Source organism: Caballeronia jiangsuensis, from assembly GCF_046030135.1.
GTDB classification, from domain to species: Bacteria; Pseudomonadota; Gammaproteobacteria; order Burkholderiales; family Burkholderiaceae; genus Caballeronia; species Caballeronia jiangsuensis.
This window is the reverse complement of the sequence record NZ_JAQQDB010000024.1, coordinates 39730-63287: the sequence shown is the minus strand read 5'-3', so window position 1 is coordinate 63287 and position 23558 is coordinate 39730. Positions and strand designations below refer to the sequence as shown.

22 protein-coding genes are annotated in these 23558 nt (G+C 62.3%); 16 read left to right on the top strand and 6 right to left on the bottom strand.

Translation table 11 applies throughout. The annotated features are described in order from the left end of the window. Window positions 1-138 precede the first annotated feature (138 nt). The 12 genes from PQR08_RS23960 (at window position 139) to PQR08_RS23905 (ending at window position 12667) form a co-directional block, all read left to right on the top strand. A complete protein-coding gene (locus tag PQR08_RS23960) occupies window positions 139-831 on the top strand; it encodes a 4'-phosphopantetheinyl transferase family protein (protein ID WP_250485682.1) in 693 nt (230 codons plus the stop codon). Window positions 832-872: 41 nt separating this feature from the next. Beyond that, complete coding sequence (locus PQR08_RS23955) at window positions 873-1634, top strand: phosphatase PAP2 family protein (RefSeq protein WP_250485681.1); 762 nt, start codon at window positions 873-875, stop codon at window positions 1632-1634. 60 nt (window positions 1635-1694) lie between these two features. Further along, on the top strand, window positions 1695-2018 hold the full coding sequence (gene bamE / locus PQR08_RS23950) for an outer membrane protein assembly factor BamE domain-containing protein (RefSeq protein WP_250485680.1): 324 nt from the start codon (window positions 1695-1697) through the stop codon (window positions 2016-2018). Between the two features lie 167 nt (window positions 2019-2185). Next, on the top strand, window positions 2186-2911 hold the full coding sequence (locus PQR08_RS23945; protein ID WP_408162496.1) for a M12 family metallopeptidase: 726 nt from the start codon (window positions 2186-2188) through the stop codon (window positions 2909-2911). A gap of 233 nt (window positions 2912-3144) precedes the next feature. Then, a complete protein-coding gene (locus tag PQR08_RS23940; RefSeq protein ID WP_250485679.1) occupies window positions 3145-4902 on the top strand; it encodes a carbohydrate-binding protein in 1758 nt (585 codons plus the stop codon). Window positions 4903-5081: 179 nt separating this feature from the next. After that, window positions 5082-6392 (top strand): MFS transporter, encoded by a 1311-nt coding sequence (locus PQR08_RS23935; RefSeq protein ID WP_250485678.1) that lies wholly within the window; start codon window positions 5082-5084, stop codon window positions 6390-6392. 2 nt (window positions 6393-6394) lie between these two features. Further along, window positions 6395-7462, top strand: a complete 1068-nt coding sequence (locus tag PQR08_RS23930; protein WP_187603830.1) for a proline racemase family protein — start codon at window positions 6395-6397, stop codon at window positions 7460-7462. Beyond that, window positions 7459-8706: an NAD(P)/FAD-dependent oxidoreductase gene (locus PQR08_RS23925; RefSeq protein ID WP_250485677.1), complete on the top strand. Its 1248-nt coding sequence runs from the start codon at window positions 7459-7461 to the stop codon at window positions 8704-8706. The genes PQR08_RS23930 and PQR08_RS23925 overlap by 4 nt, the downstream gene beginning before the upstream one ends. Window positions 8707-8721: 15 nt before the next feature. Next, window positions 8722-9624 carry a dihydrodipicolinate synthase family protein gene (locus PQR08_RS23920; protein WP_250485676.1) on the top strand — a complete coding sequence of 301 codons (903 nt, stop codon included), beginning with the start codon at window positions 8722-8724 and terminating at the stop codon, window positions 9622-9624. Further along, window positions 9621-10619 carry a 4-hydroxyproline epimerase gene (locus PQR08_RS23915; protein ID WP_250485675.1) on the top strand — a complete coding sequence of 333 codons (999 nt, stop codon included), beginning with the start codon at window positions 9621-9623 and terminating at the stop codon, window positions 10617-10619. Before PQR08_RS23920 ends, PQR08_RS23915 begins: the two co-directional genes overlap by 4 nt. A gap of 17 nt (window positions 10620-10636) precedes the next feature. Continuing rightward, window positions 10637-11872: a metal-dependent hydrolase family protein gene (locus tag PQR08_RS23910; RefSeq protein ID WP_250485674.1), complete on the top strand. Its 1236-nt coding sequence runs from the start codon at window positions 10637-10639 to the stop codon at window positions 11870-11872. Window positions 11873-11977: 105 nt separating this feature from the next. After that, a complete protein-coding gene (locus PQR08_RS23905; protein ID WP_238211444.1) occupies window positions 11978-12667 on the top strand; it encodes a GntR family transcriptional regulator in 690 nt (229 codons plus the stop codon). On the opposite strand, the gene PQR08_RS23900 is transcribed toward PQR08_RS23905, so the two are convergent. The 3 genes from PQR08_RS23900 to PQR08_RS23890 form a co-directional block, all read right to left on the bottom strand. Beyond that, on the bottom strand, window positions 12654-13088 hold the full coding sequence (locus tag PQR08_RS23900) for an aconitase X swivel domain-containing protein (RefSeq protein ID WP_250485673.1): 435 nt from the start codon (window positions 13086-13088) through the stop codon (window positions 12654-12656). The genes PQR08_RS23905 and PQR08_RS23900 overlap by 14 nt on opposite strands. Beyond that, window positions 13075-14328, bottom strand: a complete 1254-nt coding sequence (locus tag PQR08_RS23895) for an aconitase X (protein ID WP_250485672.1) — start codon at window positions 14326-14328, stop codon at window positions 13075-13077. The genes PQR08_RS23900 and PQR08_RS23895 overlap by 14 nt, the downstream gene beginning before the upstream one ends. 66 nt (window positions 14329-14394) lie before the next feature. Next, a complete protein-coding gene (locus PQR08_RS23890) occupies window positions 14395-15378 on the bottom strand; it encodes a glycosyltransferase family 2 protein (RefSeq protein WP_187603836.1) in 984 nt (327 codons plus the stop codon). 366 nt (window positions 15379-15744) lie between these two features. On the opposite strand from PQR08_RS23890, the gene fae reads away from it, so the two are divergent. Both fae and katG read left to right on the top strand, forming a co-directional pair. After that, entirely contained in the window at window positions 15745-16278 is a 534-nt protein-coding gene (gene fae / locus PQR08_RS23885) for a formaldehyde-activating enzyme (RefSeq protein ID WP_187603837.1), read from the top strand. A gap of 422 nt (window positions 16279-16700) precedes the next feature. Next, window positions 16701-18965: a catalase/peroxidase HPI gene (gene katG / locus PQR08_RS23880; protein WP_238210875.1), complete on the top strand. Its 2265-nt coding sequence runs from the start codon at window positions 16701-16703 to the stop codon at window positions 18963-18965. A gap of 58 nt (window positions 18966-19023) precedes the next feature. On the opposite strand, the gene PQR08_RS23875 is transcribed toward katG, so the two are convergent. Continuing rightward, window positions 19024-19779, bottom strand: coding sequence for a COG4705 family protein (locus tag PQR08_RS23875; RefSeq protein ID WP_238210877.1), 756 nt, complete (start codon window positions 19777-19779; stop codon window positions 19024-19026). A 130-nt stretch (window positions 19780-19909) separates the two neighbouring features. Here PQR08_RS23875 and PQR08_RS23870 point away from each other — a divergent pair, with 130 nt between their 5' ends. Then, window positions 19910-20734: an isocitrate lyase/PEP mutase family protein gene (locus PQR08_RS23870; protein WP_250485671.1), complete on the top strand. Its 825-nt coding sequence runs from the start codon at window positions 19910-19912 to the stop codon at window positions 20732-20734. Window positions 20735-20760: 26 nt separating this feature from the next. Beyond that, the gene (locus PQR08_RS23865; protein WP_250485670.1) at window positions 20761-21159 is read left to right on the top strand and encodes a RidA family protein; all 399 of its coding nucleotides are present in this window, start codon (window positions 20761-20763) and stop codon (window positions 21157-21159) included. Between the two features lie 21 nt (window positions 21160-21180). On the opposite strand, the gene PQR08_RS23860 is transcribed toward PQR08_RS23865, so the two are convergent. Both PQR08_RS23860 and PQR08_RS23855 read right to left on the bottom strand, forming a co-directional pair. Further along, the gene (locus PQR08_RS23860; protein WP_250485669.1) at window positions 21181-22059 is read right to left on the bottom strand and encodes an isocitrate lyase/PEP mutase family protein; all 879 of its coding nucleotides are present in this window, start codon (window positions 22057-22059) and stop codon (window positions 21181-21183) included. Window positions 22060-22079: 20 nt separating this feature from the next. Beyond that, the gene (locus PQR08_RS23855) at window positions 22080-23492 is read right to left on the bottom strand and encodes an MFS transporter (RefSeq protein WP_250485668.1); all 1413 of its coding nucleotides are present in this window, start codon (window positions 23490-23492) and stop codon (window positions 22080-22082) included. Window positions 23493-23558 lie beyond the last annotated feature (66 nt).

Below are 23558 nucleotides of genomic sequence, written 5' to 3'. Positions count from 1 at the left end.
TGCTTAGGGAGTTTCGATACGGTGCTCGGTGTCGCCGGTTAAGCATCCCATAAGGTACGAGCGCCGAAAATATTGGTTTCTCCCTGAATGCGGATCGTTCCGGCGCGTCGCTCGTGCCGCCCGTTTCCGCCGGCGCCCATGCCTTCCACTGTTCGCATCCCCGAGCCTCATGCCGCGGAGGTTCCGTGGCGCTACTACGATCTCGCCAAGTCGCGCGTGCAGATCCACGAACCACCCGCGCCCGGCGAGGTCTGTCTTTGGCTCGTGCCGAGTGAATTTCGCTTTGCGTCGGCATCGAATATCGGGAGCTGGCTCAGCCTGGCCGAGCGCAAGCGCACGCGGCTGCATCCGAATTCGGCGCTCGGGCGGCGCTTTGGCGTTGCGCGCGCGACGCTGCGCCTTGTGCTTTCGCACATGCTCGATTGCGAGCCGCACGAAGTGGGCGTGGACGACGGGCCCGGTGAACGCGTCGTCGTCACGCATCCGTCCGCCGGTGGCGCGATATATGTCGATGTCGCGTACTCGGGCATCTGGATCGTGATCGCGGTGGCATCGACGAGAATAGGGCTTGGCCTGACCGTCGAGACGGCCGGCGCCCACGATGCGGACGCCAGAAAGCTCATGTGGCACGAAGCAGCGCGGATCGGCAGAGCGCGCGCGGCACACGGCGAAGCAGGCGACGACGCCGCGCCGGCCGGCTGGCACGCCCTTACGCTGCCGATGCCGGGCGAAATCTGCGGCGTGCTCGTCGTGGAGAAGTCCGTCGCGCGCGTGCAGGCGTTCGGGTGGGACAGACCGTTCGAAGCGGAGGCCGGCGCGGCAGCGTCCTGAGCCCGCGCGAGCGGCGGGCAATTCGGGAGAAACAGGACATCATGGAATACACGGCGCTCGCGCAAAGGCATGCGGTCGAGATCATCGCGATTGTGCTCTTCGTCGTTCCTGCCGTTGCGGCTTGCGGGTGGGCGTGGGCCGCGCGCGAAACTCGGGCGTCGGGGCGGGCCGTCGCAATGTGGGCGCTGGTGACGGTCGCGCTCGGCGCGGCGGTGTTCATCGCCATTGCGACTCGAATTGCACACGGCACGGCGTTTTCATCGGCGGATCAGCGTTTGCTCGACGCCGTGCGCGACGGCACGCCCGCACTCGCCGCGCGATGGTTCGCGAATCTCACGCATCTGGGCGATCCCTGGTTTCTCACGCTCGTGTGCGCGCTCATGTGCGCGGCGCTGATCCTCATGCGCCGCTTCGGCCTCGCCGTGTATTTCGCCGCGGTCACAAGCGCGGGCGGCCTGCTCAATCAGGCGCTCAAGGCGATGATGCGCCGCGACCGTCCCACAGGCTCGACGATGCCCTTGCCCGAAAGCTTCGCGTTTCCGAGCGGGCACACGTTCGGATCGATCGTCTGCTACGGCATGTGCGCGTACGTGCTGCTGCGCCTTGCGCCGACGCGCCGCGATCCGCTCATCGTCGCGCTGGCGTGTTTCATCGTGCTGGCGATCGGAACGAGCCGCGTCGTGATCGGCGTGCATTTTCCCGGCGATGTGATCGGCGGTTTCGCGTCGGGCAGCGCGTGGCTCGCGGCGTGCATCGGCGTGGCGGAACTGGCGCGGCGGCGATCGCGTGCACTTTCGGATTAGTTCGATTGTCGCGTCCCCGCGATGCCGATAGCTTCAGACCTTTTTGCGAGGACTGAAGCGATGCTCGAATCGAAAGCGTGTGGTGTAGTGGGACTGGTTCTGATCCTGACCGGCCTGAGCGGATGTTCGGTTTTCAGCAAGGACCCTGATCCGCGGGAGTATATGAGCCGCGTGAAAGTCGGCATGACGCGGGAGGACGTCGAAGACAGTCTCGGGCCGCCCGATGGCAACTGGGGGCCGTGGCATTCGCAGTGCACCGAATATGCCTTCAGGGATCATGGCGCCGATCGATGGTCGGTCTATTACAACAATCAGCACCGCGTCGTTTATACGGAACACGCGGCATGCAATGTGAACCGGGCTAAGGAAGTCGGGCTTCGCTGAAAGCCAGAAACTAAAAACCCCACGCGAGAACGTGGGGTTTTTTGTTTCAGCAGCGCTCGAATGCTATCGCGCGGAAAATCGACGATTTTCGCGAATACTATGAAATGAGCATTCGAATTTGACCGCGTATTAGAAAATATACTTCTCCTGCGATCACGGAGAAGAAGATGAGACGATTCAGCGCGTGGCTATTTGCATTATTGTTAGGAATGCTTTTGAGTGGATGCGGCGCAGGCGATAGTTCCGATGCCGCGACTTCCGCAGCCAGAAGCTCGACCGAGCAATCGAACGCGCAGGACAAAGCCACGGCCAAGGGATTCGCGTTGTCCACCGTCATCTGGAAGCAGCTTCCGATCGGCGTGTGCTGGGATCTGAGCAACGCCGACTTCGCTCTTTACGCCACGCAGCGCGACTGGAGCCGGCTCGCGGTCGAGGCGAGCTGGGAGGCGCATTCCGGCATCACGTTCACGGGCTGGCAGCAATGCACGAACGCCCCGAACTACTACGGCATACGGATTTCGGTCGAAGACAGCGCCGCGACCGGGCCGCATACTCAAGGCCTCGGAACGATGCTGAACAACGTCGTCGGCGGAATGGTGCTCAACTTCACTTTCAGGAACTGGAGTCCGAGTTGCGTCGGTCGTGAAGAGTATTGCATCCGCAATATCGCCGCGCACGAGTTCGGCCACGCGATGGGTTTCGCGCACGAGCAGAATCGGCCGGACACGCCGTCGAGCTGCAATGAGCCCGCGCAGGGTACTTATGGCGACACGCTGATCGGCGCGTGGGATCTGGCATCGATCATGAACTACTGCAATCCCGACTGGAACGGCAATGGCCAGTTGAGCACGACGGATATCGTGATGGCGCAGATGTTTTACGGGCCACGGTGAGTCGGTGAAGCGATCTCATCCGCGGACCGTGGTCGGGCGATATCTCTAACCGGCTGATAATCGCAATGACGCGTGCCAATCAAATGATTGCCGAAATGCAGTCATACGCGCATTGACGAAAGAATACGAACAATGTGGAAAAATTCTGTAATGAACATTCGAATCTGATTGCGTATTGAAAATATACTTCTCCGGCCATGCGTGATGACGCATGGGTCATAACGGAGAATAAGATGAAAAGGTTGAGGGGCCTGGCCCTTGCGTTACTATCAGGAATACTGATCAGTGGTTGCGGCGGAACCGATTCGGGCACCGACGCTCTGAGCTCTGCGAGCAAGACTTCGGCTGAACAATCGGCGGCGCAGGACAAGGCCGCGGCGAAGGGATATGCATTGTCGACTGTTATTTGGGATCGCGTGCCTATCGGCGTGTGTTGGGATTTGAACAACGCTGATTTCGCGCGGTATTCGTCAGAGCGCAGTTGGACTCGCGGCGCGGTCGAGGAGACCTGGGAGCAGCATTCCGGAGTCGAATTCTCCGGTTGGCAGCAATGCACGAACGATCCGACTTTCTACGGCATACGGATTTCAGTTGAGGACATTGCCGGGAGCGCCCCGCACACGTGGGGTTTGGGCGCGATGCTGAACAATGCTCAGGGCGGGATGGCGCTCAATTTCACGTTCAATAACTGGAGCCCGAGTTGTCAGGGGCGCGAGGAATATTGCATTCGCCGGGTCGCCGCGCATGAATTCGGTCACGCGCTGGGTTTTGCGCATGAGCAGAATCGGCCGGATACGCCGTCGTCGTGCATCGAGCCCGCGCAAGGCACCAGCGGCGACACAATGATCGGTGAGTGGGATCTCGCGTCGGTCATGAATTACTGCAATCCGAAATGGAATGGCGACGGCAAACTGAGCGCCACCGATATCGAGATGGCGCAGAAATTTTATGGGCCGCATAAGGACAAGGAAACCGTCTACGTCCTGAAGCGCGTCGTGAGCCCTGCAAAGATCACAGAGTACGACCTGAACACGCGCGCCGAGCTGTCCACGTTCACTCTCGATTTCGGGACCGGGGACGACCGGATTAGCAAGATGGTCGCCAGTCCGAACCGAAATCGACTCTATTTCGAACTGGAGATCGCATCGCAACCCGGTTTGCACGTAAAAGGCGCGCAATCGAGCGTGTTGATCGCATACGACATTGCGTCTCGCGCGATTGTCTGGAATGTTCGCGTGAGTCGCACGGCAGACAGTGAACTGCGAGTTTCCCCGGACAGTTCGCAGATCTATTACGCGGCGGACAACACGATACGTGTGATCGATGCAGAAAATGGGAACGTTGGTAATGTCATGACTTTCCCTGACTATTACTCTGTCAAGGCACTCGACACTACGCCCGATGACAACGACACACTATACGTTCTGGCGGATACGTCTGGCACGCAGCAGACCATCCTCCGCGTGAACATGAAGACGAAGAGTGTGATGACCTCGTTCCCGACTGGAGCACTACCGTCTGTGACATACCATCAACTTGCCGTGACGCCCGACGGAAAGCGCGCCATTTACATGAAGCCTGTCGCGAATCTCAGCGGATCGTACATGTCGGAAATCGACTTGTCCACCGGCAAGATCAGGCAACTGTCAGGCGCCAGAGGGTACAAGTCCCCAAAGAATCTGCAGGCGATCAACAATCGTCAGATCATCTTTGTGGACAATAACGAAAACAACGTCGCTCCGATCGTCATTTACGACATCGATACCGACCAGAAGACAACTCCAGAATGGGACTATAAGTACATTCCGGAGATTCAATACGACGCGAAGACGCTATCCTTCTTCCTGATGAGAGATTTGAAAGACTCTGTCGAGCAGTTGGTACCAAAGGGCGATGGCACCTACAAGAATATCGACTACGGGTTCAGGGCTTTCACCGAAGGAACAAAGTGGCAACCCTTGGCAGCACCATTTGTGTTCGTGAGGCGTTGATCGGCGTTTGAACTAGACGGATAAGCGAGGCGGCAGGCGATCGGGAGATTGACTGCCGCCTCGCGCCGCTTTACAGGGGAAACCATCGGTTTCAATTTTGGATCCAAAATCCTTGATTCAATTTTGAGATAGGCGCACAATCTCCCGGACCCGCACCCCACGCGACCGAGGGAGCCACCATGTCCGACCGCGCCAACGCCGTTGCCAGTCCATACGCCGCAAGCGATGCACCGAAAGCGTCATCCAGCTCCAGCCGCGCCGTGACCGCCGCCGTCGTCGGCAACATTCTCGAATGGTTCGATTTCGGCACCTACGCGTTCCTCGCCACCGTCATCGCCAAAGTGATGTTCCCGACAGGCGACGACTTCGCCGCGATGCTCGGCACCTTCGGCGCGTTCGGCCTCGGCTTCGCCGCGCGTCCGCTCGGCGCGATCATCTTCGGCTGGCTCGGCGACAAGAAAGGCCGCAAGTGGACGCTCACCTTCGTCATGCCGCTGATGGCCGCCGCCACGCTCTTCATGGCGCTGCTGCCGACGTATGCGTCCATCGGCATCATGGCGCCGATTCTGCTCGTCGCGGCGCGCATGTTGCAGGGCATTTCCGTCGGCGGCGAACTGGGCAACGCGGTCGCGTTTCTCGTCGAATGGGCGCCGCCCAACAAGCGCGGTTTCTACGGCAGCTTCCAGCAATGCAGCACGCTCGGCGGCATGCTGCTCGGCTCGGGCGCGGCCGCGCTCATGACGACGCTGCTCAGCCCGGAAGCGCTGCTCGACTGGGGCTGGCGCGTACCGTTCATCGTCGGTGCGATCGTGATCGGGCCGATCGGCTGGATCATCCGCAAGCGCAGCGAAGAAACGCCGGTCTATCAGAGCGCAAGCGACGAAGCGCCCAAGGCGAAGGGCCGCGCGCCCGCGCTGCTCGGCCTGCAGGCGTGCGGACTCGTGATCGTATGGACGGTCTCGCTCTACGTGCTGCTCAACTACCTGCCGTCGTTCACGACGAAATATGTCGGCATTCATTCGTCGACGGCGCTGTGGCTCAACACGGCGGGCCTCATCGTGATGACGGCATCGATTCCGTTCTGGGGCGCGGCTTCGGACCGCTTCGGCCGCAAGCCCATCTATACGATCGGTTGCATCGCGTTTCTCGTGCTGCCGTACCCGATCTTCCATCTGATGCTCGAATACAAATCGGCGGCGATCGTCGGCGCGGTGCAGGTGCTGGGCGGCGTGATCATCGGCATCTTCTCGGGCGTCGGACCGGCCGTGCTGTCCGAACTCTTTCCGACGAAAATCCGCACGACGTGGATGTCGATCGGCTACGGCATCGCCAACGCGGTGTTCGGCGGTTTCGCGCCGATGATCTCCATCGCGCTCATCAAGGCGACGGGCTCGCCGCTCTCGCCCGCGTACTTCGTGATGCTCGCCGCGCTGCTTTCCACGATCACGGTCTTCACCATCAAGGAGACGGCGCACGCGCCGCTGCAATAGACATGCGCTGGAATCGAACGCTCACAGTAGTGAACTGCCACGCCGAAGGCGAAGTCGGCAACGTGGTGACGGGCGGCGTCTTCGACGTGCCCGGTGCGACCATGTTCGACAAGATGATGCATCTGGAGGAAGTGCGCGACGACCTGCGCCGCATCTGCATTTTCGAGCCGCGCGGCTCGGCGAATCAGACCGTGAACTTCCTGCTGCCCGCAACCGATCCGCGCGCGCAAATGGGTTACGTGATCGCGGAATCGACCGAATATCCGGCGATGTCCGGCTCGAACACGATGTGCGTCGCCACCGTGCTGCTCGAAACCGGCATCCTGCCGATGGTCGAGCCCGTCACCGAACTCGTGCTCGAAGCGCCGGCGGGGCTGATCCATCTGCGCTGCGCGTGCGCGAACGGCAAGGTCACGAAGGTCGAGTTCACGAATCAGCCCGCGTTCGCCAATCATCTCGACAGGACGATCGAGGTCGAAGGCGTCGGCAGCCTGAGCGTCGATGTCGGCTATGGCGGCATGACGTATGTGATCGTCGATGCCGAAAAGCTCGGCTTTCGCATCACGCCCGACGAAGCGCGCGAGCTGTGCGAACTCGGGCAGGTCATCAAGGCCGCGGCGGCGGCGCAGTTGCCTTCGCCGCATCCGTTGAATCCGCTCATCAAGGGCATCACGATGACCGAGTTCGTCGGGCCGCTGTCGCGCGAAAACGGCGTGCTCAAGTCGCGCAACACGGTGATCGTGTCGCCGGGACGCTGCGATCGTTCGCCGTGCGGCACGGGCACTTCCGCGCGGCTCGCGGTGATGCACGCGAAAGGGCTGATCGACGTGGGCGAGACCTTCCTGCACGAGTCGATCATCGGTTCGGTGTTCGAAAGCCGTATCGATTCGGTCACGCGTCTCGGCGACGTTCCGGCGGTCGTGCCGGTCGTTGCGGGTCAGGCATGGATCACCGCGATTTCGCAGGTCGGCGTCGATCCGACCGATCGCTTTCAGACCGGCTTCACGCTCGCGGATACGTGGTGCGAAGCCGTCGACGACAAGCTCATCAAGTCGCGTGCCGGCTCATGAGCGTGGCGGATGAAGAAATGGCGGACGTCGTCGTGATCGGAGCGGGCATCGTGGGACTGGCTGTTGCATGGGCCGCGCTGCGCGACGGCGCGCGCGTGATCGTGATCGATCGCGATTTCGAAGGCGATCGCGCATCGCATGGCAACGCGGGCGGCATCGCGGTGACGGAGAGCACGCCGATCGCCGTACACGGCATGTTCACGAAGGTCGCCAAATGGCTGATGGACCCGCTCGGGCCGCTCGCGCTCGACTGGAAGCATCTGCCGAAGGCGCTGCCGTGGCTGATGGCGTTTCGCCGCGCGAGCGAGCCGGACCGCTATCAGGCGATATCGCATGCGCTCGCGTTGCTGAACAACCGTGTCTATGACGACCTCCTGCCGATGTTCGACGATATCGGCGCAAGCGCGATGCATTATCGGCGTGGCGCGCTGACGGTCTATGAAACCGACGAAGCCTTCGCCGCCGATCAGCCCGAATGGGCGTTCAAGCGCGAGCTCGGCGCGCGCTGGCATGCGCTGAATGCGCAGCAGGTGCGCGAATGCGAGCCGTCGCTCGCGCCGGTGTTCAGACATGGCGTGTTTCTCGACGACTGGTCGCATATCGGCGATCCGCGCCGCATCGTCATGCTTTTGCGCGAGCGCGTGCGTACGCTCGGCGCGCGCTTCGTGACGGGCAGCGCGCGTGCGATCGAGTCATCGGATGCGGTCTTGCTGGCGGACGGCAAACGCGTGAAAGGACGACGCATCGTGATCGCGGCGGGCGCGTGGTCGGCGGCGCTGGCGAAATCCATCGGCGATAGCGTATTGCTCGAAAGCGAGCGCGGCTATAACGCGACGCTGCCGAAGCACGGCGTCGCGCTGACGCGCGAAGTGATCTTCGCGGAGCGCAAGTTCGTCGCGACGCCGCTCGATGTGGGCTTGCGCATCGGCGGCGCGGCGGAGTTCGCGGGACTCGATGCGCCGCCGAACTATCGCCGCAGCGATGCGTTGCTCACGCTCGGCAAGCGCTTCATTCCCGGCATCGACGATACGGGCGCCGCGAAATGGATGGGCCATCGTCCCGCGACGCCCGATTCGCTGCCGGTGATCGGCGCATCGCCGCGCATGCCGTCGGTTGTCTATGCATTCGGTCACGGGCATCTCGGCCTCACGCAATCGGCGACGACCGCCGCGCTCGTCGCCGATGTGCTGGCGGGCCGCACGCCACGAATGCCGCTCGGTCCGTATTCGATCGCGCGTTTCTAAATTGGAGGAGCAACCATGCAAGTGAACTGGAAGGGCGTATTCCCCGCTGTCACGACGAAGCTCAAGCAAGACGGCTCGCTCGACCGCGATGCCATCGTGAGCGGCCTGAACCGTCTGATCGATAACGGCGTCGGCGGTGTCGTGATGATGGGCATGGTCGGCGAGAACGCGCAGCTCACGCCCGAGGAAAAGCGCACCGTGCTGAAGATCGCGGTCGAAACCGTGAACGGGCGCGTGCCTGTCATCTCCGGTCTCGCGGAGCTGAACACGGCCAACGCGACACAATTCGCGAAGGATGCGGAAGCGATCGGCGTGCAGGGCCTGATGGTGTTTCCGGGTCTCACGTATCGCTCGGATGATCGCGAGACCGTCGAATACTATCGGTCGATCGCGCGCTCGACGAAGCTTGGCCTGATGATCTACAACAACCCGCGCGGCTATGGTGTCGACATGCGTCCCGACCTGCTCGCGCAACTCGCCGATGAACCGAACGTCGTCGCGATCAAGGAAGAGACTTACGACACGACGCGCGTCACCGATCTTTACGCGCGCTTCGGCGAGCGCTTCGTCGTGTTCTGCGGCGTCGACGATCTGATCGTCGAATCCGTCGCGCTCGGCGTGAAGGGCTGGGTCTCGGGCATGGCGAACGCGATGCCGAAGGAATCCGTCGACCTGCTTGACTACGCGGTCAATGGCGAATACGACAAGGCGCGCGCGCTGTATCGCGCGCTGATCGACCTGTTCCATCTCGACACGCATGTGAAGCTCGTGCAATACATCAAGCTCGCGGAAAACATCACGGCGGGTTATCCGGAGTACGTGAAGGCGCCGCGCCTGATGCTCGAAGGCGATGAGCGGCGGCGAACAATCGAGATCGTCGAGAAGGCGATCGCGAACGTGCAGGCGCTCGCGCGATGAAATCCACGTTCTTCTGCATCGACGGCCACACGTGCGGCAATCCGGTGCGCGTCGTGGCGGGCGGCGCGCCGGTGCTCGAAGGCGCGAACATGATCGAGCGCCGCGCGCACTTCCTGCGCGAGTTCGACTGGATTCGCACCGCGCTCATGTTCGAGCCGCGCGGTCACGAAGTGATGTCCGGCAGCATCCTCTATCCGCCGACGCGCCCCGATTGCGATCTCGCGATTCTCTTCATCGAAGTGAGCGGCTGCCTGCCGATGTGCGGGCACGGCACCATCGGCACGGTGACGACCGCCATCGAACACGGACTCGTGCGGCCGCGCGAGCCGGGCGTGTTGCGGCTCGATACGCCCGCGGGTGTTGTCGTCGCGCGTTATCGGATGAACGGCGAGCATGTGGATTCCGTGCAGCTCGTCAACGTGCCGTCGTTTCTGCATTCGCGGGACTTGTCCGTCGAAGTCGAAGGGCTCGGCGAGATTCATTTCGATGTCGCGTACGGCGGCAACTTCTATGCGATCGTCGAGCGGCAGCGCAACTATGAAGGACTGCACGCGCTGAAGCCTTCCGATATTCAGCGCCTGAGTCCCGCGCTGCGCCAGAAGGCGAACGAGAAGTACACGTTCGTGCATCCGGAAAGCGACGCGATACGCGGCCTCAGTCACGTCATGTGGACGGGCGAGCCGACGGTCGAAGGCGCGAGCGCGCGCAACGCCGTGTTTTACGGCGACAAGGCCATCGATCGTTCGCCGTGCGGCACGGGCACGTCGGCGCGCATGGCGCAGCGCGTCGCGAAGAGCCAGTTGAAGATCGGCGAGCGCTTCGTGCATGAGAGCATCATCGGCACCTTGTTCGAGGGCGTGCCGATGGAAGCGGCGCGCGTCGGCGATTTCGATGCGATCGTGCCGGGCATAGAAGGCTGGGCGCGCGTGACCGGCCACAACACGATTTTCGTCGACGACCGCGATCCGCTCGCGCACGGATTCCTGCTGAAATAACCGGGAGAGATCAAGCCATGCTGATTCTGAAAAACGCCCGCGTGCTCGACACCGATCACGAGCGCGACGACGGCCGCTATTCCATCGTCATCGACGGCGACACGATTCGCGAAGTCACGCGCGAGCCGGTGGAGGCGAGCGGCGCGCAGGTGATCGATGTCGGCGGCAAGACGGTGATGCCCGGCATGATCGATTGCCACGTGCATGTGATCGCGTCGGTCGCGCATCTCGGCAACAACAGCCGATTGCCCAATACGTTCGCCGTGCTGCGCGCCGTGCCGATTCTCGCGGGCATGCTCGATCGCGGCTTCACGACCGTGCGCGATGCGGGCGGCGCGGATTACGCGCTCTCGCGGGCAATCGAAGACGGCGTGATCGCGGGGCCGCGTTTGTTCGTCGCGGGCAAGGCGCTTTCGCAGACCGGCGGACACGGCGATTTTCGCGAGCGCTTCGACAATTCGGACCCGGACCCGTGCGGCTGCAATCGCAACATGGGCGCGATCGGGCGCGTGGTCGATGGCGTCGATGAAATGCGCAAAGCCGTGCGCGAGGAGATGCGCGCGGGCGCGAATCACATCAAGATCATGGCGTCGGGCGGCGTGGCTTCGCCGACCGATCCGATCGGCAACCTGCAATTCTCCGTCGATGAAGTGAAGGCCGCCGTCGAGGAAGCGGAATCGCATCAGACTTACGTGATGGCGCACGCCTACACGGCGAAGGCGATTGCCCGCGTCGTGAAGCTCGGCGTGCGCACGATCGAGCACGGCAACCTGATCGACGACGACACCGCGCGCGTGATGGCCGAACACGGCGCATACGCGGTGCCGACGCTCGTCACGTATGACGCGATGTCGAAAGTCGGCGCGCAGATGGGCCTCGCGAAAGACACGCTCGACAAGAACGAGTCGGTGCGCAAGCGCGGACTCGAAGCGCTCGCGATGCTGCACGCGCGCGGCGTGAAGATCGGTCTCGGCACGGATCTGCTCGGCGACATGCATCAATATCAAAGCGATGAGCTTGCTATACGCGCGAATATCGTCGGCGCATTCGAGGCGATTCGTCAGGCGACGGCGCTCGGCGCGGAGATCGTGAACATGAAGGGCAAACTCGGCGTCGTCGCGGCGGGTGCGTACGCGGATTTGCTCGTCGTCGATGGCGATCCGCTGAAGGATATTCGCGTGCTCACGGGGCAGGGTGAACGCATCGCTGGGGTGATGAAGAATGGCGCGTGGGTGCGGGAGACGTTGCGCTGAACCTGCATCCCCCAAGGGGATTTCCTACGGTTCGCCCCTTGCAGGGGCTCCCTTCGGGGCATGCTACGATGCCGCAACAATACACATAAGCATCAAATGAAGCACATGCCTCCGGTCGCCATAAAACAAGGCACAACCGATTCGACGCACAGGATCGTGCGCACGACGACGGTCGAACTCGTCACCACGGCGATCCGGCAACGCATTCTCTCGGGCGATCTCGCGCCGGGCGAAGTGCTGCGTCAGGAAGCGCTCGCCGACGAACTCGGCGTGAGCCGCGTGCCGATCCGCGAGGCGATCACGCGGCTCACCGGCGAAGGCTTGCTGACGAAGGTGCCGCACAAGGGCGCGTATGTCGCGGAGCTGTCGATAGAAGAAGTGCAGGAGACATTCGAGATTCGCTTGCGGCTGGAGCCCTGGCTCTTTTCAGAGGCGATTCCGCATATCACCGATGCCGAAATCGCGAAAGCCGAGAAGCTCGTCGGTGAAATGGATCACGCGGATTCGGGCGTGTGGGGACAACTGAACTGGCGTCTTCACGAAACCCTTTATCTGCCCGCGCGGCGCGACATCACGTTGCAGATGCTGCGCGGACTGCACGATCGCAGCGACCGCTATTTCCGCTTTCAGGTCGTGCAGGTGCCGATCCGCGAGCAGTCGCACGAAGAGCACATGAGCCTGATCGACGCATGCAGAAAGCGCGACGCGAAGCTCGGCGCGAAGCTGCTCGAACAGCACGTGAAGACGGCGGGGCAGCAAATCATCTCGGTAGTCGGCACGATCATGGCGCGGTGAGGCGGACCTTCGCGGGACGCGCGGTATCGCGGGCATCGATCTCGATGTGAGCATCTGCGGTTGCGATTTGCGCGAACGCGGCTTCATCGACCATCACGACCGGCACGTCGGACGCATACAGTTCGTTCGCGACGATCGCGCCTATCGACAAGATCAGATCGCGTTCCGTGAGCACGATGCCCGCCGGGCCCGTGCTGTTGCGTAACGCCTCGGCGAGCACGCTGCTGCTCGAACTCGATCCGCGCGCACGCGGCATCACGAGAATACGCGACGCGAGGCTCTGGCCATGACCGGCGTGCGTGGCATCGACGATCACGCCGCGTTCCGCATCGTAACCGCCCCAGAAGCTGAGCGGCGGCAACGCGATGACTGCGGCGCGCGCGCAGCCTGGAACGAGTGTGACGGCTTCAAACGTTTTCATCGATGCACACCTTTCCTTCGAACGCCGATCGCACGCATTCGCTCATGCTGCCGAACGCGACCGTCACGCCGATGTTCGCCGGCGCGTAATGCGCCCATTTGCCCGAGTTGGTCATCACGAGGCCGCTGACCTGCTTCATCACCGGCGTGATGTACGTGCAGGTATCCACGACGATCTGCACGCCGCGCTCGGCCAGCGTCTTCGCGATGCCTTCCTCTTCGAGTTGCCAGAGCACGAAGCGGCTCGTGTTCACATAGACATCGCAACGCGGCGCGCCTTCGTGACGATCGAAGAGCGACGCGAGCGTGCGGAATTCATCGACGGAAAAGTGCGGCGTGCCGAGCGCGACGGCGGCGAGCGCATCGCCGGGCTTCGCATGGCTCCAGCGCTTGCGCACGGCATGCAGGTCCGATGCGCTGACCGCGATCGTGCGCGCGGGCGCTTGCCCTTGAAGCGCGGCATCGAGCGTCGCGGCTTCCGGCGTGATGCCGACCGCATGAAAGAGCGCCACCGATCCGCTCGATGCCGCCGCCGCGCCGAGCGCTTTCAACTCGTCTTTGGTGGTGTCGCCGGGCAGGCCGGTGATGGCGGCGACCGTCGCGCCGACCTCGCTGCCGAGCAGGAAGCCGAGCGCGGCGAAATCGGCATCGCGATGCGGCGACGTGCGCAATTCGGGCGCCGCGATCACGATGCGCGCCGCGCGATTCGCCGTGACATGCAGGCCCGCGTTCGGCACCCGGCCGGTGATCGCGGCGGCGAGATCGAGGAAATCGCCGTAGCGGCTCGTGCGCGCGCCGAGCACGGAGTTGGCGAAGACGATCGCGTTCGATTCGGCCCACGCGATCTGATCGCCCAGCTTCGGACGATGCTTCAACTGATAAGGCGCGCACGTGAAGCTCGCTTCGCAGCCGAGTTCGATGTGCGCCTCCATGAGCCGCTTGCCCGCGCTCGCGATATGCGCATCGCCATGAAACAGCTCGGGATGGATGAGATCGAGCGAGCCGACGTTGAGCGTGGTCGGCACGGCGACCTTCGCGCCGCTCGCGACGAAGCGCTCGACGAAGTCGAGGCTCGCCGCGCCGTGATAGAGGCAGCCGTCGATATGGGCGGACGAGATGTCGATGAGCGTATCGGCGTCCATGGCGCGCGCCGTCGCCGCGACGATGCGCATCGCGAGCGCGAGGCCATCGCCGAGATCGCCTTCGAGCATTGCGGTGTCGCGTGGGGAAAGAGTGAGCATCGGACCGATCATGCAGCGCTGAGAAATGACAGCGCAGGATAACGGATCGGCTCGATGCTGTGCGGACTACCTTCCTCCGAACCGGCGCACGAAGCAATAGAAAATCCACGGATGGATTTTCAGCATCGCCATCACGATCGACAGCTTCGGCCGGTGATCCGAGCACATGCCGAGCAGATGCGCGAAACGAAGCCGCTCCGAAACGCTGAGCAGGATCGGCTTCGCCAGCCGATATGTCGGCGCCTTGATGGCCGCCTGAAACGCGATCGTTCGATAGGCGTAGATATACTTCAACCTAAAGAGCAGGCGCCGGTAATTGGGTATCGGCATCGACGCCGTGCTTTTCTCCACCCGATCGATAATGGCAAAAAGATCCACGATCTTTGGATTGAAGCGTGTCGAAATTCCCGATTCCCGATACATGTACGCATACAAGGTGTCAGGAATGAGGCGCACCGTGTTCGATTTACCGAGTGTCTGGACCGACACGCAGATATCTTCGTAAATCAGTCCGGTCGGATGTTCGACCGCGAGGAAGATCGAGCGGCGCACGAGCTTGTTGAAGCAATAGGCCTGCAGGGAAAGATCGAGGATTCTCTCGACGGCCTGCACGCCGGTGATAGTGGCGTCTCCCGCTTCCACGCGGTAATTGATCTTGCCGTCGGGCGCGATGTTTTCGGCGGCGAACACCACGGCGTCCGCTTTGCTCGTTTCGACTTCGTCGATCACCCTGCGGATGAGATCGTGATGAACGTGATCATCGCTGTCCACGCACAGGACGTATTCTCCGCGGGCCGCCAGTGCGGCGATCTTGCGGGTTTCGGCGAGACCTTTGTTCTCGAGATTCTTAATAAACTTCCACTGAATTCTGCTTTGCTTCTCCAGGATGCGGGAAGTCATTTCACCAGATCGATCAGGACTGCTGTCGTCAACGGCGATTATCTCGAAGTCGGTGGATGTTTGTGACAAGAGCGAGTCGAGGCATTCTTCTATGTACGGCTCAACTTTGTACACAGGAAGCAGAACACTGATTTTGGGCGATGCGTGCATGTATAGGTATCCCCTCTCCGGGATTTTTGAGGAGAACGATAAGTGGCACAAGGATACTACGTCCTAAATCTCACGTCGGTATTAGGGTCATTGACTATTGCCAGTGCGATATTGGAGTTATTCAGGAGTATTTTCTGATCGAAATGGTCTTCGCCCTGTACATAATACTTAAGGCATCCTTTTTTTCGCCGATATTGACCGGCTTCCCGCACGAGGCGGTCAATTGAACACAGTGTGTCAGCCGAGGTGAGCAGGCTGTCGCCGCGCGTGCCGTCGCGGTTGTGTCCACGGTGGTGGCATCGTCCTTGCATGTGCGTGTCCCCTCGGTCTTGCGAACCATCGTTCAGCTTTCAAAGGAGAGTGCTCATGAGTCTCGATCTGACGTTTCGTGCAGGCGAAGCAACCGTGCTGGCCGCAGCGGGACAGGCGACCGATGCGATGCCGGAGATACTGATCGGCCGTGTCGATGGACCTGTTGGCCACGCGTTCGCCAACATGATGGCGCAGTCGAAAGGACATACGGCGATGTTCGCGATTCGCGCGTGCAACCAGATGGTCCGCCCTGCGACGATGATCGTCCCGAAGGTCACGCTGAAGGACATGGCGAACATCGACCTCTTCGGCGGCGTGGTGCAGTCCGCGACCGCGGACGCCGTGGTCGATTGTTTGATCGAAGGCATCCTGCCGAAAGATCAGGCCAATGAGTTGTGCATCATCAGCCTCGTGTGGATCGATCCGCGTTGCGCAACCGATGCCAACCTCGACAAGAAGGACATGTATCGAACGAACTACGAGGCGACGAAACTCGCCATTCAACGCGCGATGAGCAACGAGCCGAGCGTGGAGGAACTCATCGCGAATCGTCATAGCATCAAGCACGACATGGACGACTGGAGCTGAGGCCGGCTTCCCGATCGAGATGCTAAGGTGTACGCGAGAATCGGCGCGTCAGATCGACGACCTCGCGCGCTCGTCGCCTGCCGAGCGCGCGAGACGCTGCTAGACTGAACATCCGTGCCGAATAGCGCGAACTGCGCGCATCCTACGATCATGCACTGCAACATGCGCTGGCGCATCGCAGAAGCACCGTCTCTCTATAGCCGTCCCCTATCGGCGGCATTGCAAAAATCGCATTCTATTGAGCGTCGCTCTCACGTATTTTCTAAGTTGAGGAGGGCGGCCGGACGCGTCGCGCACGCTCGATGCAGGCCACGAAATCCCTTATCGGATCAGGTTTGTGCAGCACGGCAAAACATGAACCTGAAGCCTTGGTGGTGAGTAGTAAAAGAACTAGTGGGTACGTCCTCGCAAGGAGATAACGCATGTCGAACGAATCGAAGTGCCCGTTTACGCATGCTGCCGGCACCGGAACGACGAACCGTGACTGGTGGCCGCGGCAACTACGGGTGGATCTGTTGAATCAGCATTCCGGCAAGTCGAATCCGCTCGAATCGGGCTTCGACTACGCCGAAGCTTTCAAAAGCCTCGATCTCGCCGCGGTCAAGAAGGACCTCGCGGAAGTCATGACCGATTCGAAGGACTGGTGGCCCGCCGACTTCGGCCATTACGGTCCGCTATTCATCCGCATGGCGTGGCACAGCGCGGGCACCTACCGCATCGGCGATGGCAGGGGAGGCGGTGGCCGCGGCCAGCAACGTTTTGCGCCGCTCAACAGCTGGCCGGACAACGTCAGCCTCGACAAGGCGCGCCGGCTGCTTTGGCCGGTGAAGCAGAAGTACGGCCAGAAGCTCTCCTGGGCCGATCTCATCATTCTGTCCGGCAATGTCGCGCTGGAGACGATGGGCTTCAAGACATTCGGCTTCGCGGGCGGACGCGAGGACACATGGGAGCCGGATCAGGACGTCTACTGGGGCAATGAGAAGACCTGGCTCGGCGGCGATGTCCGCTACGGCAAAGGCGCGGCCGGCAACGACCAGGATCAGGGCGTGATTACCGCCGACGTGGAGAAGCACGGCGAGGAAGTCAGCCGCACCGACGGCGGCCGCAATCTGGAGAATCCGCTCGGCGCGGTGCAGATGGGTCTGATCTATGTCAATCCGGAAGGTCCGGACGGCAACCCCGATCCGCTCGCGGCGGCGCACGACATCCGCGAGACGTTCGCGCGCATGGCGATGAACGACGAGGAAACCGTCGCGCTGATCGCGGGCGGCCACACCTTCGGCAAGACGCACGGCGCGGGTCCGGCGGATAACGTCGGTCCCGAACCGGAATCGGCGGATGTGGAAAATATGGGCCTCGGCTGGAAGAACAGCTTCGGCTCCGGCAAGGGCGCGGACACGATCACGAGCGGCCTCGAAGTCACCTGGACCACGACCCCGACGAAGTGGGGCCAGGGGTTCTGGGAGAACCTGTTCGGCTACGAATGGGAACTGACCAAGAGCCCGGCGGGCGCGAATCAGTGGGTCGCGAAGGATTCGACCGAAACCGTTCCGCACGCGTACGATCCGTCGAAGAAGATCAAGCCGACCATGCTGACGACGGACCTGTCGCTACGGTTCGATCCGGAATACGCGAAGATTTCGAAGCGTTTCTGGGAGAACCCCGACCAGTTCGCCGATGCCTTCGCCCGCGCGTGGTTCAAGCTGACGCACCGCGACATGGGGCCGAAGGCGCGCTATCTCGGACCGGAAGTGCCGCAGGAAGAACTGCTGTGGCAGGACCCGATTCCCGCAGTCGATCATCCGCTCGTCGGGGATGACGACGTCGCGGCGCTCAAGCAGAAAGTGCTGGCGTCGGGGTTGTCGATTTCAGAGCTGGCATCGGCGGCGTGGGCGTCGGCATCGACGTTCCGCGGCTCCGACAAGCGCGGCGGCGCGAATGGCGCGCGCGTTCGCCTTGCACCGCAGAAGGACTGGGCGGCGAACGATCCCGAGCAACTCGGCAAGGTGCTGACGGCGCTCGAAGGCATCCAGAAGGAGTTCAACGGCGCGCAATCCGGCGGCAAGAAGATTTCGCTCGCTGATCTGATCGTGCTGGCGGGCGGCGCGGCGATCGAAAAGGCAGCGGAGAAGGCCGGCAAGAAGGTCACGGTGCCGTTCACGCCGGGCCGCATGGACGCCACGCAGGACAAGACGGACGTGCAGTCGGTCTCGGCGCTCGAACCGGTCGCCGATGGCTTCCGCAACTACGTCAAGTCCAACGTGCGCGTGCCCGTCGAGTCGCTGCTGATCGACAAGGCGCAATTGCTGACGCTGACCGCGCCGGAAATGACGGCGCTCATCGGCGGTTTGCGTGCGCTGAATGTGTCGAGCGGAAAGAGCGCGCACGGCGTCTTCACCGACAAGCCCGAAACGCTCACCAACGACTTCTTCGTCAACCTGCTCGACATGGACACGGAGTGGCAACCGATGTCGTCGGCGCGCGATGTGTTCGAAGGTCGCGATCGCAAGACGGGCCAGCGCAAGTGGACCGGCAGCCGCGTCGATCTGATCTTCGGTTCGCATTCGGTGTTGCGCGCGCTCGCCGAGGTCTATGCGAGCAGCGACGGGCAGGAGAAGTTCGTCGATGACTTCGTCGCGGCCTGGACGAAGGTGATGAATCTCGATCGCTTCGATCTGAAGAAGTAAGCAGCAGCATCAGCGCAAGCGGCGGTCCTTCGGGACCGCCGTTTTTTTGCCGGCGATTTCAATGCGCCACGCGCGCGGGCCGCTGCTTGAACAGAAAACCGCACACGACGATAAACATCACGAGCGCGATCGACGCCCCGTAGCGGCTCATCGCGAGTCCGCCATGCGCGACCGGCTTGTCGAGAAAATCGCCAACCACCGCGCCGAGCGGCCGCGTCAGAATGAACGCGCCCCAGAACAGCACCGTGCGCGACACCGCCGTGAAGTAATACAAAAGCACGATCACCAGCAGCAAGCCGCCGAAGATCATCGCCGCGCCCGTATAGCCGAAGCCCGCGCTGTCGGCGGTCCAGTCGCCGAGCGCGGTGCCGAGCGTCTGCGAGAACATGATCGTCAGCCAGTAGAAGGCCTCGGCTTTCGGCGATGCGATCGTCGATACCGAGACCGAGCCCATCGCGCGATACCACACCGCGAGCGATGTCAGCAGCAGCGCGAGCAGGATCGCGCTTCCGCCCGCGTAGCCGATGCCGAGCGAGCGGTCGGCGAAGTCGGCGAGCGTGGTGCCGACCGTCGTCGTCGCGATGATCGTGATCCAGTAGAGCGCGGGCTGGAACCGGTCCGCTTTGATCTGAGCAATCACCGCGACGGCGAACACGGCCGCGAAGATGAACGTGCTCATCAGATAGCCGAGATTCATCGACATCGAAAGGGCGTCACCGCCGGTTTCGCCGAGCGTCGTCGCCGCGATCTTGATGATCCAGAACGCCAGGGTCAGTTCCGGAACCTTGGCGAGCGCATGTTTTGCGTGGTCCATGTCGTCTCTCATGGTTTGGAAAGGCTCAAGCGTAGTGGGTGCTTGCTTAAGAGAGACTTAGTGACGAGCACGCTTTCGGTCGATCGCGTATCGTCTACGTTCCGACGCGATTTTCCACAGGAGACACGCCATGCCCCGCACCGTCGCCGAGAAACGCGCAGCCTTTCGCGCACTGCACGAATCCGGATGCTTCATGTTGCCGAATCCCTGGGACATCGGTTCCGCGCGCTATCTGGAGACGCTCGGCTTCAAGGCGCTCGCAACGACGAGTTCGGGCTTCGCATGGTCGAAGGGCCGCGCGGACAATCACGTGACGCGCGACGCGGTGCTCGCTCATTTGCGCGAGATCGTCGAAGCGACCGATCTGCCCGTGAACGCGGACTTCGAAAGCGGCTTCGGCGCGACGCCGGACGATGTCGCGCAGAGCGTGAAGCTCGCGGTGGAAACGGGCGTCGCGGGCTTGTCCATCGAAGATTCGACGGGCGATGCATCGTCGCCCCTGTTTCCGGTCGATGTGGCCGTGGCGCGCATGAAAGCAGCGCGGCGCGCGATCGACGAAACCGGCGGCGACACCTTGCTCGTCGGCCGCGCGGAGAATTTCTTCGCGGGCAAGCCAGATATCGACGATGCCATCGCGCGTCTCAAAGCGTATTCCGATGCCGGCGCGGATTGCCTCTATGCGCCCGGCATCAAGACGCGCGAGCAGATCGAGGCGGTCGTGAAGGCGGTCGGATCGAAGCCTGTGAATCTGCTGATCGGCGGTGTGTCGGAATTCACGTTGAACGATGTCGCGGCGCTCGGCGTGCGGCGCGTGAGCGTCGGCGGAGGGCTTGCGCGCGCCGCGTGGGGCGGATTCATGCGCGCCGCGCAAGGGCTCGCCGATGGCCGTTTCGATGGCTTCAAGGATGCGGCGGCGGGCAACGATCTGAATGGAATTTTCGAGGGTCGCGCGTAGTTCTTCACCGTAAAGGAGACGATGAAATGGCTCGCGAAATCATCCGTGTCGAACCGCTTTCGACTTGGCTCGAACGATTCAAGGCGCCGACGTCGGCCGTCACGCGCCACGGCGACACGGTCTACGTGTCGGGCTTTCCGCCGTTCGATCCGCAGACCGGCGAGGTCGTGGCGAATGCAACCATCGAACGTCAGACCGAACTCGTGTTGCAGCAGTTGAAGCTGTGTGTCGAAGCAGCGGGTTCGTCGCTCGATCAGGTGCTGAAGTGCAATGTCTACTGCACATCCGTCGATGCGTTTCCCGTCGTCAACGCGGTCTATGCGCGTTTCTTCGGACCGAACCCGCCGGCACGCATCTTCGTGAACGTGCCGGCGTGGCCGGACGGATTCGACATCGAGATCGACTGCGTGGCGGCGGTGGCCTGAGCGGCGGTATCGTCGATATCGTCAGTCCGCGTGCGCCCGATCGAACGCCCAGACTTCCGGAAAGCCCATCAGCTCGCACATCTCGGAGAACGGATACATCGCGCCGACAGCGCCTTGCGTGCCTTTGCGCGCGAGGATTTCGCCGTAGACATCCTTGAGCGCCTTCGCGACGGACAGAAACCCGGACGCCGGATAAATCGCGAGCGAGAATCCGAGCTTCTGCAACTCCTCGGGCGCGAGTTGCGGCGTGCGTCCGCCTTCGACGACATTCACGAGCAACGGCATATCGAACGTGCGTCCGATCTTCTCCAGCTCTTCCACCGTCTCCGGCGATTCGATGAACAACACGTCCGCGCCCGCCTTCGCGTATGCGTCGCCGCGACGCAGCGCTTCATCGAGCCCGAGCGACGTGCGCGCATCGGTTCGTGCGACGATCTGAAAGTTGCCATCGCTACGGCTTTCCGCCGCGACCCTGATCTTGCGGACCATGTCTTCCATCGCGATGACACGCCGTCCTGGCGTATGCCCGCACTTCTTCGGGAATTCCTGATCTTCGAGCTGGATGCCCGCAGCGCCCGCCTGCTCGTAGCCCCGCACCGTGTGCGCGACATTGAGCAGGCCGCCATAACCCGTGTCGCCGTCGCAGATCATCGGCGTATTCGTGCCGCCGCAAAACGCCGCGACGCGATTCACCATGTCGGTGTAAGTCGCGAGCCCCGCGTCGGGCAGGCCGAGGTAGGACGCGACCGTGCCGAAGCCCGTCATGTAGAGACATTCGAAGCCCATCGAATCGGCCATTTTCGCGGAGATCATGTCGAAGATGCCGGGCGCGGTGACGATTTCCTTGCGCGCAAAACGCGCTTTCAATGCCTGACGCTTGCTTTCATGCGTGACGCTCATGACGGTTTCCTCAGAAAGTTTCAACGATGCGATTCGCGCGAAAGCGCCGACGCCGCGAGCGTGCCGTCGGTGTCGGGCGAAGGCGCGATTTCTTCCAGCGAGCGGCGATTCGTCTCGATGCCGAACACCGCCAGCACGACGGCCATCACGACGAGCGCGCCGATGATCATCGACAGCACGTCCTTCACGCCGCCCGCCGTGTACATCACGACGACGAGTTGCGGCGCGAGGATGCCCGTGACGCGTCCCGCGCAACCCGCGACGCCGTTCGCGCGCATGCGGTTTTCGGTCGCGAAGAGTTCGGGAATGTACGTCGCGATGCCGAGCGCGACCATCAGATAGGTCAGCGTGAAAAGCAGGAAGCCGAGCAGCGTGGCCATCGCGACGCCGGTGGAGTGTCCGTAAAGCCAGCCGATGACCGCCGCAAGCACCGATACCGCGATCAGGCCGTTCTTGCGCCCGACGCGGTCGGCGATCAGCACGCCGACGAGCGCGCCCGCGGGGCCGCCCAGCGACATCAACGTGGTATAGCCGAGCGACGACGCCATGCCGATGCCCTGCTTCATCAGGAACGTCGGCACCCACACGATGAAGCCGTAGATCACCATGTTGACCGCGATCTGCACGACGATCGACACGAACGTGCGGCGAATCTGCGACGGCGAGAACAGCTCGAGCAGCGTGGTCTTCTTCGTCACGGTGCGCGGCGCGTCGTCGATGGGCGGCAGCGGCGCGCGGCGCGACGATTCTTCTTCGGCGGCGCGCAGGATCGCTTCGGCTTCGTCGTAGCGGCCTTTCGATTCGAGCCAGCGCGGCGATTCGGGCATCTTCTTGCGGATGACCCACACGATCATCGCGCCGATGCCGACGATGGCGAACATCGCGCGCCAGCCGATCGTCGGAATGATCAGATAGCCGAGAAACGTCGAGAAAAAGAGCGCCGAATTCGTGATGAGCGACAGATACGCCGACCACTTTCCGCGCACCGCGGGCGGCATGAACTCGCCGACCGAGCCGTAACCGACGACGATCTCCGCGCCCAATCCGAGCCCCATGAAGAAGCGGCACACGATGAGCCACGTCATGTTCGGCGCGAATGCGCCGGCGATCGACGCGAGGCCGAACACCGCGAGATTGAACTGATACGTGAACTTGCGGCCTTTCGCGTCGCCGAGCACGCCCGCCGTGAACGCGCCGATCAACATGCCGACGAATGTCGACGAGAGGAACGCGGCGTTGAGCTGCATCGTCGACCAGCCGGTCTTGGCCAATGCGCCGAGCACGCCGCCCGCGAGATAGATGTCGAACGAATCGAGGAACATGCCCGCGCCGATCAGCCACAGCACGCGTTTGTGAAAGCCGGAGATCGGTAATCGGTCCAGACGCGGACCGGCGCTCACGGTGCTTATGGTCGTGCCATCGGTGCTCAGCATGTCGTGTCTCCCATGTCGCTCGCGCGACTATTCAACGACGGTTCGTAATGCTGTTTCGACCCGGAG

Excerpts from the sequence above, each read along its gene's own strand:
- PQR08_RS23960 (WP_250485682.1), top strand. The coding sequence starts at position 139 with ATGCCTTCCACTGTTCGCATCCCCGAGCCTCATGCCGCGGAGGTTCCG.
- PQR08_RS23955 (WP_250485681.1), top strand. The coding sequence starts at position 873 with ATGGAATACACGGCGCTCGCGCAAAGGCATGCGGTCGAGATCATCGCG.
- bamE (WP_250485680.1), top strand. The coding sequence starts at position 1,695 with ATGCTCGAATCGAAAGCGTGTGGTGTAGTGGGACTGGTTCTGATCCTG.
- PQR08_RS23945 (WP_408162496.1), top strand. The coding sequence starts at position 2,186 with ATGAGACGATTCAGCGCGTGGCTATTTGCATTATTGTTAGGAATGCTT.
- PQR08_RS23940 (WP_250485679.1), top strand. The coding sequence starts at position 3,145 with ATGAAAAGGTTGAGGGGCCTGGCCCTTGCGTTACTATCAGGAATACTG.
- PQR08_RS23935 (WP_250485678.1), top strand. The coding sequence starts at position 5,082 with ATGTCCGACCGCGCCAACGCCGTTGCCAGTCCATACGCCGCAAGCGAT.
- PQR08_RS23930 (WP_187603830.1), top strand. The coding sequence starts at position 6,395 with ATGCGCTGGAATCGAACGCTCACAGTAGTGAACTGCCACGCCGAAGGC.
- PQR08_RS23925 (WP_250485677.1), top strand. The coding sequence starts at position 7,459 with ATGAGCGTGGCGGATGAAGAAATGGCGGACGTCGTCGTGATCGGAGCG.
- PQR08_RS23920 (WP_250485676.1), top strand. The coding sequence starts at position 8,722 with ATGCAAGTGAACTGGAAGGGCGTATTCCCCGCTGTCACGACGAAGCTC.
- PQR08_RS23915 (WP_250485675.1), top strand. The coding sequence starts at position 9,621 with ATGAAATCCACGTTCTTCTGCATCGACGGCCACACGTGCGGCAATCCG.
- PQR08_RS23910 (WP_250485674.1), top strand. The coding sequence starts at position 10,637 with ATGCTGATTCTGAAAAACGCCCGCGTGCTCGACACCGATCACGAGCGC.
- PQR08_RS23905 (WP_238211444.1), top strand. The coding sequence starts at position 11,978 with ATGCCTCCGGTCGCCATAAAACAAGGCACAACCGATTCGACGCACAGG.
- PQR08_RS23900 (WP_250485673.1), bottom strand. The coding sequence starts at position 13,088 with ATGAAAACGTTTGAAGCCGTCACACTCGTTCCAGGCTGCGCGCGCGCC.
- PQR08_RS23895 (WP_250485672.1), bottom strand. The coding sequence starts at position 14,328 with ATGCTCACTCTTTCCCCACGCGACACCGCAATGCTCGAAGGCGATCTC.
- PQR08_RS23890 (WP_187603836.1), bottom strand. The coding sequence starts at position 15,378 with ATGCACGCATCGCCCAAAATCAGTGTTCTGCTTCCTGTGTACAAAGTT.
- fae (WP_187603837.1), top strand. The coding sequence starts at position 15,745 with ATGAGTCTCGATCTGACGTTTCGTGCAGGCGAAGCAACCGTGCTGGCC.
- katG (WP_238210875.1), top strand. The coding sequence starts at position 16,701 with ATGTCGAACGAATCGAAGTGCCCGTTTACGCATGCTGCCGGCACCGGA.
- PQR08_RS23875 (WP_238210877.1), bottom strand. The coding sequence starts at position 19,779 with ATGGACCACGCAAAACATGCGCTCGCCAAGGTTCCGGAACTGACCCTG.
- PQR08_RS23870 (WP_250485671.1), top strand. The coding sequence starts at position 19,910 with ATGCCCCGCACCGTCGCCGAGAAACGCGCAGCCTTTCGCGCACTGCAC.
- PQR08_RS23865 (WP_250485670.1), top strand. The coding sequence starts at position 20,761 with ATGGCTCGCGAAATCATCCGTGTCGAACCGCTTTCGACTTGGCTCGAA.
- PQR08_RS23860 (WP_250485669.1), bottom strand. The coding sequence starts at position 22,059 with ATGAGCGTCACGCATGAAAGCAAGCGTCAGGCATTGAAAGCGCGTTTT.
- PQR08_RS23855 (WP_250485668.1), bottom strand. The coding sequence starts at position 23,492 with ATGCTGAGCACCGATGGCACGACCATAAGCACCGTGAGCGCCGGTCCG.